The sequence below is a fragment of the Brevibacterium antiquum genome (assembly GCF_016107655.1).
Lineage (GTDB): Bacteria > Actinomycetota > Actinomycetes > Actinomycetales > Brevibacteriaceae > Brevibacterium > Brevibacterium antiquum.
The window spans coordinates 23,856-39,075 of sequence record NZ_JABASX010000014.1 but is presented as its reverse complement, the minus strand read 5'-3'; the positions used below and the strand labels follow the sequence as shown (position 1 = coordinate 39,075).

The following is a 15,220-nucleotide window of genomic DNA, read 5'->3' as shown; positions in this document are numbered from 1 at the left end:
CTTGATGCTCCGACACATCGGGTGGGTTGGGGCATATACAAAGTGTGAGCAATCAACAGAACGACCAAATAGCGACTGTCCCGAAAGGGCGCATGGCATTCGTCGGCGACCGACTGGAAATCGACAAGGAACTCGTCGAAGACAAAGTACGACGCAAGGCTATGTCTCCATCAACGATGAACGCTCTGGCCGGCAACGGGTGCCAGGCACGCTTCGCCATCGAAAAGATCGTGCCCCGTGACGAGTCAGCCATGACTGCCTCGGCAATCGGAACTACCGCGCACTCAGTCCTCGAAGATCTCTATGGTCTTCCCGGCAATGAGCGCACGATGTTCAAAGCTGCCGAACTCGCGGCCACACACGTCGGGGGAATCGATCTGTCATCAATCAGTCTCGACGGATTCGACTATGACAAAGCTATTGAGGCAGAGCGTGCGGCAGTCCGGGCCACCATCCAAGGTGAGGTTCACACAGCGTATCGAGGGATCTTCAATATTGAAGATCCAGAGGCCGTCAACGTCTACTCCACCGAGGCCAAGCTCAGCGGCATCGAACTCAGCGGCGTCCCGGTCGTGGGTTTCATCGACCGTGTTGATGAGGTCGACGGCAAGCTCGTTGTCAATGACTACAAGACCGGCAAGCAGAAGAAGGCGTCGTCAATGTTCGGCGACCCTCATGGCGACCAGCTGCGTATCTATGCCTTAGCTGGCGCGAAACTACTTGACCGGGAGATCGAGAATGCTCTCGTCCTCTATACCAAGCATTCCAAGGCTCAGCGTGTGGCAATGAGTTCGCCGAAGTTGAAGAAGACTGAGCGATTGTTCGTCGATACCTGGGAGGAACTGGGCGAATGCTCCGACGATGCAACGTTTGAGACCACGCCTTCGGGGTTGTGCGCCTACTGCCCTCTTGCTCGCATTTGTCCGGAGTCGAAGGTGGCCGAAGGCGGTGCAGTCGGCGTACCGCAGGTCGAGCCCGATGCCGTCGCCGTCTATCCGAAGGCGGACGAAGCACCCGCAGAAACCGACGAATCCGAGGCTGAAGAGAGTGTAAGTGAGCCAGCTGCTGAGGCGGACTCTGTTGTAGGTGAAGACATTCACGAGACAGGAGAGAGCACAATGACACGCTGGCCAGAAGACAAACCGTGGGAACCCGAAGTCAAGGGGCGCCTGAATCCCAATTCGTGGGCTGCCGGTGGCATCGCCGGAGTTGTCACCAACTCGATCAAGCATCTTAACGCAGCCGGATATGCAGTGAACAAGAAGCACATTCGCGCACTGTCATCGACCTTGACCAGCCTTATCTCGAGGATTGAATCCGGGCTTGCTGGTGGCGACTCTGCCGACTGGGGCTCGGGTGTCAACAGCCTGGTGCGTCTAACAATGTGGCGACTCCTCGATCACGAGATGCCCATCCCGTTCGGTGTCAGCTCCGCTGATTGGCAGACATGGGAGAACCGTGTGGTCAATGCCAGCATCGGCATCATCGCTACCACCGAAGCCATCTATGACGACGCGATCAAGCCTGGCGGGTGGGTGCTGTTCACCTCCGACAACGGCGAGAGTGCCGAGCCTGCAACAGAAGCTGCTGCCGAAGCTGACACAGATGACTCAGAAGAGGTCGACGAAGAGGCAGAAGACGCGGCCAAGAATGAGGACAGGGGTGCAGACAAGACAGACGAAGAAGACGAGGCGATCGACACCGATGTGCCTTTCGACGACATCGACGACGAGGCCTTTGATGAATCGGCCATGTTCGATGACTGAATGTCTGACCCGGACAGATCAGATAACCACGACACACGAAGGACCAAATCATGAGTGAAGCTACCGCAGATATCCAGCCCCTCGTCATTGCCGCAATCAATGCCACCGGCCCCCGAAAGGTCGACGAGGTTGAAGACGGAGATGAGGTCACACTCGTCGAAGAGACCGAAGAGAACTGGGTCGGTCGCGTCAGCGAGAACGCCCGTCTCATCTATTCGCTGATCAACGATGACCAGTCACCGGTCGTCAAAGCTGTGGGACGCCTGTCCGAGGCAGTGAAGTATGTGGCCAATGTCGTCGAGGTAAAGAAGGAGAAGTCGTCCAACCGAGCTCTTGTGACCTTGGAGACGAAACCGTCGAAGAAGAACCCTGAAGGCAAGGAGACCGTGCGCACTGACCGATTCGATGACGGCGGACGCCCCATGGCGTCGAAGGCCCGATCGCTCATCGGTCGCCGGGTGCTCGTGTTCAAGTACATGGAATCTGCCACCGACGGCTCAGGCCGAGACTTCCGAATTCTTGTCGATATCAAGGACCTCGGCGAGGCACGCGAATTCGACGAATAGACCGCCATGTTCGATCAAAGACCGCCGATGGGCCCACCTTGCGACTCATCGGCGGTCTTTGCGCATAGATACAAGTAGCAGCGCATTGAGCGCCCAACAACGAAGAGGAGACGGCAGTGACCGACACCGCGTGGATGGCAGACGAGGCCACCAGCACTGACGACAGCGTCGAGAACGCTGAGATCGAAACGACTGAAAACGAGGAGGCCGTCGACGAAGCTGAAGCCACAGAACCAGAGCAGACAGCCGACGATGACAGCCTCGACCTCAACGAGACAGCCGAGGACGAGGACTCAGCCAAGAACAAAGCCAAGACACAGGCACAGTCGAAGGGCCGAGACAAGACCCTCATCCGACGCACCGTGCGCAAGATGGTGGAAGTCCAGGGCGCTGAGGGCGACGTTCTCCACGTCGCCGCATCATTGCTGGGCAAAGAAGAAGCAGATGTTGAAGGTCTCGTCGTCACAATTCTGACCGGCGACGCTCGAAAGACCAATCAGCCGATGTCTGACCTCGAAGACCTGATGGAAGCCGACGCTATTGAAATGTCGGCCAACGCCACCGCCCTGGGTAAAGACCGTCTCAAAGCTCTGTGGTCGCTACTCGGTGATCTGGGCAAGGCCGAAGGGGCCCTGCCTGCCGGCATCGCTCCTGCTGCCATCCAGATCTCAAAGATCATCTCCAAGGAGGTCTCCGACGAGGACATGCTCACTCTCGCCGCCGTCGCAGATCTCATGAAGAAGGCGTAAGAGCTGATGTCCAGGTGTCACAGCTGGCGACCGTTCGAAGTCGTACCGGATCAACACGCCCACCACTTGCCCGGCGAATGCCGCAAATGTTGGAAACCGTGTTTCCGCAAGACTGACGACGGTGCTGCCTACTGTGACACCTGCCTTGAGCGCCTGACTCAACACCCTTTCGGACTCGTGCGCACCGCTCTGGCCGCCGACGCTGACACACCTGACAGCACCATCGACTTCCTGATGACTGACCACGACCCCGGCGTCGCCAAAGCCGCCGAGCGCACCTACATGCGACGACAGCAAGGACTGTAGAAAATGCGACTTTTCAAGAAACAGGACGATCACGACCCGTTCCTCGACATGGCCGAGGAGGCAACAAGCCTGCCGCGAGGAGACGAAGACCTTGTCCAACAGTCCAAGAAATACCGCCGTCTGCGCGTAGCTGCTCAGTGGTCACCTGTCGCCGCCATCGTCGCCGCCTGTGCCGCTTTCGGCAGCCTGGCGCTCATCCCCGAACAGCCAGAGCCCATTGATCCGACATTGACCACCGAGGGCAAGGCCGTCGCCGTCTCCGAAGTTCAAAGCTGGTTGGCTGAGAAGCCCTCACCCCTTCCGCAGGGCAAGTTTCTGGGCTGGGACGGTTTCACTGATGTCCCATTCCCCGAAGTCAGCGACGAAGAGAAGAAGAAGTCCAGCTACGAACCCCCGACGTACACCGTTGAGCGCCACCACTTCAGCGTCGAAGGTGCCGACAATGCTCTGTTCCGAGTCGACGTGCAGGTAGCAATCGACAAGACGACCGGCCCGCACATCATCGGCGATCCTTCCCTTATGCCGAGACCAGCTAGCGAAACAGACTTCCAGCCAGACTCCCCGTGGCCTGGAATGACGGACTCAGGCAATGTCCCCGATTCAGTTAATACCGCGATCGTGTCCTGGCAGAAGGCGTTCGTCTCAGGCAACAGTGACGAGCTGCGCCAGATTGTCGGAGACCAGAACGAATCGCATGTCTATCTTCCACTTTCAGGCATTGAGTCCGCCGAGACTGAAGTCACCAATTCGGCGTTGTTCAAGAAGAACGAAGACGGTGAAGAAGTTGCCGGCCCGACGATGCTGGCTCGAGTCGAGATCACTCCCACTTGGGCCAGTACAGGCACGAGCGCCACCGACCAGACTGCCCAGATGCCGGTTCTGACCTACGACCTGCTCATTACCGATGCTCAGTCGGGCTCACCGAAAGTCGTGGCGTGGGGCGGACCCGGCGAAGGCCAGGAATTGAAGAAGTACGCCAACGCGGTCACAGGAATGGACGACCAGATTGTGCGCGGAGATGAGGCCGATGGCTCCGATGACACAACCGGGGGCGACTCAACCAGTGACCAGCCGGGCGAAGATGTGGCGCCACTGCCAGACGGTGAGGATTCTGCCTCCGATGCCGCCGCTGACGGCGATCAGTAACTAGACGCGACGACGAGGAGAGACTCATGGCAAAGAAGAAGATGAACGCCCTGGAACTGGCCCAGTCCCCACTGTGGCCGACCGCGATCAAGTCTCGGTACAGAGATGGCCGCATTCGCACGATCAATGACGGCGTGTGGCTGGTGCGCAAGATCCCACTGATGCCCATGACCGATGCGAAATCAGACGATGAGCGCTACGCCGCGGGTGTACCGATCATGAATGCCACGCAGGAGCTGGCTCACATCACCTCCACGTTCGGAAAGAACCGTGCCTTGAACAAGTCCGGCTACCGGGTCGTGAAGTTCCTGTCGATCAACACCCCGGTCCTCTATCGAGCGCCGAAAGACCACCCCATTCGGTCAAAGCTCAACGAGTGGTTTGGTGACAAAGTCGTGCGCGAGAAGATCTGCGTCATGGCCGTCAAGCTCATCGACTCCCTTGGTGCAGGCCGCGATATCAAAGGCGCAATGGATTCAGCATGGCAGTCCTTTGTCACCGGTGGCATCCCCTTGGAAGACTTCGACCGTGACGCGGCCATCGTCTCCAATGCCCTTCATCGGGCAGGTTTGGTTGCTCCAGACGAAGGCGAAATGCGCATCCTCGATGCCTGGTGGAATCACGGCTCTCACTCAGACACCCCATTCATGCCCCACTCTGATCATCTTCATGTCTTCTCTGACACCGACTCGATGGCAATTGCCGACCGTGCGGGCCTCGATGACTGCTCGAAGTGGCCCAAAATGCCTGGCCAGTTCTCGGTCAGCTTTGCGGCCGTCTCGTCAATCGACATTGAGCCCACGGACAATTTCACCGCAGTCAGCCCGGAAGCTTCGTGGGTATCACAACTGACCCAGTCCGGTGCCTTGGTTGTCTCGATCTCAGGTCGGATCGAGCCGGCAAAACAGACCAGATCTGAGCTACGCCGCAACCGCAAGAAGTACATGGAGGACATCAAAGAACGTCAGGAACAAGGCGCAATGAGCCAGGCCGACGAGGACGAGCACCACGGGATGCTCCAATCGATGGAGGGCGCGTATGCCGGACGCGGGGCACCGGCGACGATCGTCGACTGCTCAATCGTGGTCGGGTTCTCGGGCAAAAAGGACTTCTCGCTGATGGGCAACGATTCCATCGTCGAGCTCAACCCGATGATCAATCGCCAGCCGCAGGCCATGGCAGAGACGTGGCTTGGCTCATCAGTCCGTGCCAACCCTTACGCTCAAGAGCTGCCGATGACTACGATCGCTGCCTCGGGAATCAACGACCTCTCACGAGTTGGCGACAAGTCCGGTGCCAGCGTGGGACTGACCGAACGCGACTCGCGCATGGCATACCTATCGCCCACTGCCGCGTCGAATAAGGATTCTCTGCCCATTTGCATGGTTCCGGGCGCAACTGGGAGTGGCAAGCTGTTGACGCTTTCAACCCCAGTGCCAACTCCTATTGGATGGACGACCATTGGCAAACTCGAGGTCGGTGACGACGTTCTGGGACGAAGCGGGATGCCCACCCGCGTCTCTTACCTGTCTCCGATCAATGAGACGCCCGATCTCTATCGGATGACGCTATCCGACGGGCAACAGCTCGACGCCGACTTCGATCACCAGTTCGTTGTATCCAGCCACATGGATCGCAATCGTTTCAAAAGCGATGGACGGCGTCGAGCGCTGGAGAACTTCGCCCGAGCTCTCGAGGACGTCTCCCGCCTTAAGGCCGCAGCAGTCGCGGCTCCCGGCGATGCAGAAGCGACTCTCGATGAGCTCTATGCTCACGTGAATTCGCTTAACTTGAACGAACACCGCTGGAGCTCGGCCCTGTCTCTCTACAGTGCACTTCGTATGGTCGAAGCACCACACCGGTATGCCAAGCGCACTGGTAGTCGCAACTACGACGTCAAGTCGATCACCAAGACTGATCCGTCGCGTCTGTTCGATCTCAAGGCTGGATTGGAAGCCTGTGTGCACCGGTGGGAAACAATGGACCCCAGAAACGCAGCTCGATGGAAGGACGAGCGCGCCAAGAACTTGGGAGCTGCCCGCACTGTGTTGGAATCTCTGAACGGCTCACGACCAGTCAACGCCGGGGGACTGGCGATGCTCTTGGCTGACGAGGGGGCTCATATCCAACGGGGCGACCGTTCGAGTCTGTTGAACACCATTCGCAACGCTGGCGTCTCCACCTACTGGGGAACGGCTTCGGTCACAATTGGCCTGCCCGAGACCACCGAAATGACTCGAGATGTACTGATTTATCCTCTTGCTGACACACTGGCGCGGCTGGCACTGCGTCTTGAACAGCAGTACGCGAACCAACCGTCTGCAGATTATGCTGAACGCCGGATGACTGTCGGCGAAATGATAGCCGCCTCCGAAGGCAGCGCTCAGCGGTTCGCCATCCACGTACCGGATGCAATCGACCTGCCCGAAGCCGAGTTGGCTATCGCGCCGTACACGTTCGGGGCGTGGTTAGGCGACGGATATTCCGGCCAGGCCGCCATCATCTCTGATGGCCGTGGCATCATCGACGAGATTGTCGCCGAAGGCTATGACCCGGTTCGCAAGACCCATAACGACCAGCACAATGAGACTACGTTCACCCATCACTTCGGTGATGCGATGAAGGCCGGCCTGTCTTCACTAGGGTTGAAGACCACGGTGAGGGCTGGAAATCGTAACGTCCCAACCAAACACATCCCACAAATCTATCTGAGGGCGTCCATCGAGCAACGTCTCTCATTGCTCCAAGGCCTCATGGACACCGATGGAACCATCGACAAGACAGGCTGCTGTGCGATATCTCTGTCCGAGCCTGGCCTGGCCGAAGACGTTCTTGAGCTCGTTCGTTCACTGGGCATCAAAGCGTCCGCCTCGATTCACCCGGCCTACTACACGAAGCGTGACGAGCAGACCGGAGAGATGAGACGAGTACAGTGCAAGGACTCAACGACTATCTCGTTCACTACCGTCCAGAAGGTCTTCCAGCTCGACCGCAAAGTCTCCCGTCTGCCAATAGCAGTTCGAGATACGCAAGACTGGCTCTACATCAAATCGATCGAGCCAATTCCGACTCAGCCAGGACGCTGCCTCACGGTCGAAGACCCTGACGCGACCTACCTCGTGGATGGTTTCGTGCCGACCTCGAACACACTCTTACTCCTGTGGTTGTCGCATCAGTTCTCGAAGATGAAGCGGCCAAACATCATCATCGACCCCAAAGCACTGGCAGTGAACACCCCGATCGTCACCCCTGACGGGACCAAGACAATCGCAGAGCTCGAGCCCGGCGACGAGATCATCGATTCCACCGGTGGAGTCCATCATGTGACGTCAAAATCGAAGGTATTCAACGAAGACGAGACCACCATCTACCGACTCCACACTGGTGACGGGCAGGCCACGATTGCCGATGGTCAGCACAGGTGGATCATTGTCGATGGCAGCGACCGCCGCGTGATGACGACATCCGAGATTATTGCTGACTACGGCGAGAATCCGTTTGCCACTGGGGATATCTGTCTGCCTATGCCCGCTCCGCTCGTGGGGCGCGAGACTGATCTGCCGGTCGCTCCCGGCGTGCTCGGCGCGTGGATGGCCGGCCGTGATGCCACTGGTGAGGTCGCAGACGTCTGGCCTGAGATGGCAGTACGCAGTCCGGAGTCCCGGATGATCCCTGCCATTTATCACCGTGCCAGCATTCCTCAGCGCCAGGCTGTGATTGCTGCGGTCATTTCCGTCCTCGGAACAGTGGAATCCAGCGGTCGAGTGCTGATTGACATGGCGGCCAGCGTGCGTAGAGACGACCTCGTCGACTTCATCCGTAGCTTCGGATACCGAGTCTTCACCACCGACGAGGCGATTACATTCGTCGCGGACTCAATGCTGGGCATACGCGCCGACGACGGTTCGAACCTCCCCGAGTCCGTTCCAGAAGCCGAGCGGGCGATGCCAGTTGTCTCGATCTCCGAAGCCGAGTACGAGCCGGTCCAGTGCATTTCGGTCGATTCCCCAGACCACTCGTATCTCACAGGCGGCTTCCTCATCACGCACAACACAGGCTCGGACCACTCTCAAGCGGTGCTGGCATCCGGTGGTCAGGTGGCAAGTTTGGACACCATCGAGCAGTCAGACGGTGTCTTTGATCCGATTCGCTTCATGATGAAGCAGAGTACCGACAAGGGCGAGGCCGGATCGGTCCAATCGGCTGCCGACCTCGCTGCATCCGTGATCTTGCAGATCAATCCATTTGGCTCCGTGGTCGACGACTACGAAGTCCTCCTCAACAGAGGCTTGCTCTTTGGCGTCGAAAACGGAGCTCAATGCACCGGCCAGGCTCTGAAAATCGTGGAAGACAACCTGGGGGAGATCGCCCACACGCAACGTGACCGCGAAGACTATATCCAAATCATCTCCCGCATCCGCCAGGCGACGCACTCACCTTCCATTCGCTCGGTCATTGGGATGGATCCGACCACGGCGCCGCTCGGTGTTGCTGAGGGCACGACATTGCTCAAGGTAGGCGACTCCCACCTTGACCTGCCTCAACCGGGCCACCCGGCACAGAGTATGCAGCAACGAGCAGCAATGGCGTTGGTGCGGATGATGGTCTACGGATCCGCTATGGCACTGACTGGGCGTGGAGGAGTACTTCACCTCGATGAAGCGTGGACATTCCTACAATCTTCGGCCTCCGAAGTCGAGCGATTGGGGCGCCTAGCCCGAAGCCAGGAGGTCCTGCCAATCCTCTACTCCCAGCGTGTCAAGGATGCCGTCGATGCGGGGCTAAGCGGCTACATCTCGCGCGGACTCATCATGCACATCAAGGACGTGTCAGAGGCGCGACTGGCCTGTCAGCTATTCAACCTCGAGCCCACTGAGGAGAGGATCGGACGGATCACTGCCGAAGACCACATCAGCAATGGCGGTCAGCTCATCCCGAACTTCAATTCGCTCAAGGCCCTGCGCGAGGGTGGGGAAGATGAAGCAGGTGAAGTCATCCGTGGTGCTGTGGCCCTCTACGCCGACTTGTCCGGTGAGCGTGCAGTACCGACGGAGGTCACCATTCCTTCCGAGTTCTTCGATCTGATCTCGACTAACCCCCTCGATATTGCACGTCGCAACGAACGGCTCCATCAGCGAGACGTGTCCAAGATGGCTGTCTGAGCGAGATTCGGCCATCCGCTACGACGATCCTGCGGATGGCCGAATCCGCACTGGCAGGGGAGATATAGGTCTTTGACCTGCTGATATGCAGGGTCGTTGGGGTCTGAGTAGCCACGATTGTCAGCGGACTCTATAAAGAGTATGACGACAAAGACAGCTACGCAGCCTCCCGGACGAAAGCTCAGCCGCACTCAGGCGGACGCGGAAATCTCCGCCATTGGACAGGCCGTGCTTTCGGGCAATCTTTCCGAAGACGCAGGTCGCCGGCAGGTTGCTGAAATCTTCGTGAGCTCCGACCTTGGTGCTCAAATCAGCTACCACTTCCGCGCTCGGTCGACCCAAGACATGGTTGACCTCGCTGACTCCGGTCGAGACTTGGTGCTCGACAAGCTGCTCAACGACGCTGTCTTCTACGACTTCAACAAGGCCGACGGCCGCAAATTCTCTAGCTGGGTATTTGGCATGATGCTCTCTGCCAAGCCCGCGTTGGAGAAGAAGCACCGAATTGCCCAGGATCGCAACTGCCCGGTCGAGTCTGTCGGAGAGTACTTCGCGGACAACCAGGAGCCGGAACCGATGTTCACTTCAACCCCCAAAGTTGAAGTGGAGGCGATGAAGAGTCTCGAACCCGAGGCCGATGTATTCGAAGAATTCGCCGATCAGAGCGAACGTTTCCTCAAGCGCTACCGCTCGCGTGAAGAGCGCATCTACGTTTGCGCCCAGTTCCTTCACCGCAAACTCCACCTTCCACCGTTGGTTCGACCCACGGATGCAACCGAGCGTTTGTCGATCCTGACTCGACTTCGTGAAGAGCCGAAACTGGCACACCGGTCACTGCTGGCCTTCTACGACCTTATCCAGGGCCGCGAAATACCCGACGACATCGGAGACGATCTGTTGGCGCTGTGGGACGACCTGAGTTTCACAGATGTTAAGCGTTTGCTGACATCGGCCGGCGTCAAACATATTGCCGTTGTTGCCGAGGCAGCAGTCATGCAGTTGCTCATCCCGGCCAAAGCGGCAGTGAAGACGATGCAGTCCAACCTCGCTGCCATGGTCCAAGGCGGCCACTCGAAAGAGTGGAAGAAGCTGTCGAATGACCTGTTCTCTTCATTCTTGGCCAAAGAGTGCGAACCCGCCTCCAGGCATTCGCCGCTGTGGAACTCGATCAATGATGACGAAGACATCCGCGCGAAACGCCAGATTCAGGCCGGGGAATTCAAAGGGCTGTGCCAGCAGGCGATCGGCTTCGCATCGCAGCCACTGGGCGAGAGCGTCGAGGACGTCACCGGAGTCCTCATCGACATCTGGGAAGAGGCTTACCACCGTGACAACCTCTCGAAAACCTTCGCCGAGGTCATTGGAGAAGAAGAAGGGCCAACTGAGACGCAACTTTGCGCATAGATACATAAAGGAACAACAACTCTGAAGGTAGGCCAGTGAGCAACCCCAACACGAAGGAACTCAAGCTCCCCGCTAAGTTCGACCCGGCCAAGCACGCGGCCATCATGGAACGCAAGGTCAAAGAAGAGCTCGGCAGCGATTGGTCGATCAGTCACATCGACAAGCAACGATGGCGCCTCGTGGCCGTCCGCCACACCTCTATGACGTCGATGAACGATGAGGGCGAGACAGTCGTCCTCGAATTGGCCAATGGCACAAAGATGTCTGATGCCCCTGCCATCGCTGCTCGATTCGAAAAGATGAAGCCCGGCTACTACCTGACGAAGTTCGAACCATTCCTCAAGCCCGGTCGAGCCACCATGCAGAAGTTCGACAAGGCCACCAAGCGAGCCCGAGGCGCTGTCGCCAACGCCCTTGGCGTCCAGCCCTGGTCCATCGTCATCACCACCCGATCTGATGGCGGATACGACCTGGAGCTGCCAGACTCGTATACACCTTCCAAGCACGACGAGAAGCTTGAAGAAGTTGCCACGGACATCGTCGGCGGGCCCGGCTGGTTCACTCGCATAGATCCGCGAAGTCTCGAGGCCTCGATCATCCCCTCGGATCCACCCACGTTCTCCCAGCTCATCCCGTATCCCACTGATGCCAAGGTCACTGCATTCGTGCCAGGGTCGAAAGAGTGGGCGAAGATCCCGCTGGGAGAGCGCCTGCCAGCACCGGGGGAGAAGCACGGGGAAACCTTCATCATCGATTTTGAGTCGGGGATGAATTCTCAGGTTGGCGGCACGTCGAACAGTGGCAAATCGGTCTTCCTCAATGACATCGTCACCGGAGTCCTCGCTAGAGGAGCAGAGCTGGCCATCATCGATACTCCGGCTAAAGCCGTCGACTTCGAGTGGTGCAAACAGTATGTCCGTCCCGAAGGGTGGGGGTGCGAATCGATCCACGAGGCCGCCGCCGTCATGTCGAAGATCTACGCCGAGGGCGACACGAGGGCGAAGGTGCTCAAACGGTACGGAGTGCAGAACTGGACCCAGCTTCCTGCTGATGCGCCAGAGGCTGCCAAAATGCGTCCGATTTTCCTCATCATGGATGAGGTCACCGGATTGTGGGCTTTGGAGACGGTGCCAAAGGGTCTCGACAAGGAGCATCCGATGCGGATTGAGGCTCAAGACACGAATACGGCCAAGGAAATCCTGAAGCTCAAATACTCGAAGACGGCTGCCGAGATGAGGTTCGTCGGCATCAAGCTCGTCCTGTCTTCCCAGGTTGCGTCGACCGATACCGGAATCGGTACGGCACTGAGGACCAACCACCAGAACAAGATCCTCCTCGGTGTCAATCCCACCGAGGGGAACCGAAAGCTGGTCTTTCCCGACCCCGCCGCGGTGCCGAGGGTGCCCGAGCACATCCGGTCCAACGCCAAGGTGGGCAAGGGTGTGGGAACGGCTGCCAACGAGGGGGACGAGGCGTGTGTGTTCAAGCCCTACTATGCCTCAACGCAAGAGCTCGAGGACTTTCTCAAGAAATGTCGGGTGCCTGTATTCGAGGGGCAGAGACCGACACGGGCCACGATGGAACAGTTTGTCCCCACCTCGGGTCCGGCCGACGACGGGGACGAGACTGCCAAGCGCCGCAAAAAGATAGAGGCCGAGGCCATGATCGACCCTGAGACAGGGGAGAAGATGTCACCTTTCGAATACGCGAACAAGCAGAAGAGGCTGTCAGTGCGCAAAAGCGACGCTGACGAAATGAGCGGAGAAAACCAGTGAAAGAGAACAACAGGAAACGCAAAGCCGTTCTGGGTGCAGCTGCTGCTGCCAGTCTGGCTGTCGTGCTCGCCGGTGGATACGCCATCAGCGAGCAAGTCAACGATGATCAGGCGCACTCGGATAAGGGCGATTACAAGCCGAAATACACGATCAACGCCGACGACGAACCTTCTGACAGCCCATCGAACGATGACGAAGACCATGAGGCGGCTCCACACGATCCCAGCGACACATCGGGGCTGCCTGACCGTGACGACGGTGACTATGGCCAGTACGGACCCGAACACGGTGATGACGAGCCTGGTCAGCAGAACTATGCCTTGCCGGACACCGACGCAGGTTTGCCGGAGCTTCCAGATCCAGTCGGGCCGAAATCCGATGAGGGCGAGGACGATAAGTCAGAGCATGAGGGAAAGAACTCAGCTGACGATAAGAGCGAGTCGACCGAAGATCCCGACGACGTCTCACAGCTGCCCGGTGACGACAACGATTCAGCCGCCCCCGGCGACAATGATGGATCCGACTCAGACGCTGGTGACGACACTCCCGGCGATGGCGGATCTGACGATGAACCCGGCAACGGAAACGACGAACCCGGCGATGGGTCGGATAATCCAGGAGGCGGAGACGGCTCTGACGGCGAAGATCCTGGCCCCGGCGACGGCGGAGGAAATGACGGGGGAGGCGACGATGGCGACGGATCGGACAATCCAGGAGACGGTGATGAAGGAGACGACGGTGGCGGTGATGACGGGCATGGGCCCGTCGACGTCGCGGACCTCGTTGATTTCATCAATGACAAGCGTGACGACTCACCATTCACGACACCGGACAAGTTCTCAACCGAGGACCCCGATGCTGACTTGTATGAGAAGCACGAGTCCAAAGACATTGTGGTCACCGATGCCGATGGCACACCAGTTGGAGTGTGGTCGGAGATGGACTTCGCGCAGAAGCGTGAGTTCCTCAAGAACTACCCGAATGCCGACGATCTGACTCTCTACGGTGTCGGCGATGGTGAGAAGTCGACCATGACGATCACCGAGTACCGCCTCAAGCCACCAGAGGCAGACGATGACCACTACAGCGTCGACGCGGGATCGTCGGTGAAGCTGAAGTTTGATGACCTGACGAAAAACGACAGGGTACTCGACGGTGAAGTAACCGAAGTCACCGGCGATGATGTCAAGGGCCTGACCTGGGATGCCAATTCCGGTGAGATCACCTTCGACGCCTCAGAATATGAGCCAGGCGAAGAAGTGACGTTCACCTACAAGGTCCGCCACACCCAGGACGAGGACAAAAACCGCTCGGGCCAGAACGACGAGGCTGAAGGAAAGGTCACCATCACCATCGGTGAGGACGGCAAAGCGCACGCCAGCGACCCATCTGACAAGGGCAAGAACGCCGAGCTCGCGGATGCGAAACCAGATGACGAGACCGATTCTGACGAAGCTGATGATTCCAAGGAACCAGACGCTACAGACGAGGACGAAAAATCGGGACCCGATTCCATAGTGAAGGTCTCGGACGATATGGCGATCGCGCCGGTCGACGAAGATGAATCGGACGAATCCACGACCGACGACAAGACCTCGGATGACGATGCTGACAAGGAGTCAGAGAAGGTATCTGACGATATGGCCCACGGGACTATCGAGGATCCTGAATCGACTGATGAAGGTGAGTCGCAGAAGCCTGATGACAGTAGTGATGAGGCGCCCAACGGCATGGCCACTGCTCCGACCGAAGAATACGGAGCCCCGAAGACTGCCGACACTCAGCCAGCGAAGAAGAACACGGAGCCGAAGAAGGACGATTCCAAGGATGGCAGCTCGTCGAAGAAGAAGTCGGTCGCGCCGAAGGTCGCCGAGACTCAGCCAGCCAAGAAGTCGAAGTCTGAACCTGCACCGAAATCTGTCGACACGCAGCCCGATAAGAAGAAGGTTGCACCGGCGCCGACGGCTGAGGCTCCAAAGAAGGCTGTCGCCAAGACTCCGACGAAAGCGGTGAAGAGGCCGGCGAGTTCTCCCGCCACACCGAAGACACCGGTAGCGAAATCACCAGCTGCCAATACTCCGAAGAAGTCGAGTAACGTGACGACGAAACGCGCCTCGAACCCGAAGTCGCTTCACTCCCCGTCATCAGTTCCATCCGCTTCGGCGAAATCAGGCAGTGGCTCGACTGCCGAGAACTCGCCCGCACCAAAGGCGAAATCCGGTCAGTCCACCGCCGCTCCCAAGGCTCCAGCAGCGGCGAAGTCGTCGAAGCCAAGCAGCTCGAGTCAGGGGAGTGCCAAGAGCAGCGGACAAACATCGGGTGATGGGGCATAGACCTAGTGAACGC

The 15,220-nt window shown here is 58.4% G+C and carries 9 protein-coding genes; all 9 read left to right on the top strand.

Features of this window, described 5'->3' with window-relative positions; all coding sequences use genetic code 11:
* The first annotated feature begins 92 nt into the window (after nucleotides 1-92).
* The 9 genes from JFC13_RS18465 to JFC13_RS18430 all read left to right on the top strand — a co-directional run bounded on the left by JFC13_RS18465 (nucleotide 93) and on the right by JFC13_RS18430 (nucleotide 15,207).
* A complete protein-coding gene (locus JFC13_RS18465; protein WP_198398495.1) occupies nucleotides 93-1,766 on the top strand; it encodes a PD-(D/E)XK nuclease family protein in 1,674 nt (557 codons plus the stop codon).
* 50 nt (nucleotides 1,767-1,816) lie between these two features.
* A complete protein-coding gene (locus JFC13_RS18460; protein WP_198398494.1) occupies nucleotides 1,817-2,332 on the top strand; it encodes a hypothetical protein in 516 nt (171 codons plus the stop codon).
* Between the two features lie 116 nt (nucleotides 2,333-2,448).
* The gene (locus JFC13_RS18455; RefSeq protein WP_198398493.1) at nucleotides 2,449-3,081 is read left to right on the top strand and encodes a hypothetical protein; all 633 of its coding nucleotides are present in this window, start codon (nucleotides 2,449-2,451) and stop codon (nucleotides 3,079-3,081) included.
* Nucleotides 3,082-3,258: 177 nt separating this feature from the next.
* A complete protein-coding gene (locus tag JFC13_RS19730; protein WP_269770079.1) occupies nucleotides 3,259-3,387 on the top strand; it encodes a hypothetical protein in 129 nt (42 codons plus the stop codon).
* A gap of 3 nt (nucleotides 3,388-3,390) precedes the next feature.
* Nucleotides 3,391-4,533 carry a hypothetical protein gene (locus tag JFC13_RS18450; protein WP_198398492.1) on the top strand — a complete coding sequence of 381 codons (1,143 nt, stop codon included), beginning with the start codon at nucleotides 3,391-3,393 and terminating at the stop codon, nucleotides 4,531-4,533.
* 26 nt (nucleotides 4,534-4,559) lie between these two features.
* Nucleotides 4,560-9,695 (top strand): LAGLIDADG family homing endonuclease, encoded by a 5,136-nt coding sequence (locus JFC13_RS18445; protein ID WP_198398491.1) that lies wholly within the window; start codon nucleotides 4,560-4,562, stop codon nucleotides 9,693-9,695.
* 345 nt (nucleotides 9,696-10,040) lie between these two features.
* Entirely contained in the window at nucleotides 10,041-11,099 is a 1,059-nt protein-coding gene (locus JFC13_RS18440) for a hypothetical protein (protein WP_198398490.1), read from the top strand.
* Nucleotides 11,100-11,134: 35 nt separating this feature from the next.
* Nucleotides 11,135-12,874, top strand: coding sequence for a cell division protein FtsK (locus JFC13_RS18435; protein WP_198398489.1), 1,740 nt, complete (start codon nucleotides 11,135-11,137; stop codon nucleotides 12,872-12,874).
* Nucleotides 12,871-15,207 (top strand): hypothetical protein, encoded by a 2,337-nt coding sequence (locus tag JFC13_RS18430; RefSeq protein ID WP_198398488.1) that lies wholly within the window; start codon nucleotides 12,871-12,873, stop codon nucleotides 15,205-15,207. Before JFC13_RS18435 ends, JFC13_RS18430 begins: the two co-directional genes overlap by 4 nt.
* Nucleotides 15,208-15,220: the final 13 nt, after the last annotated feature.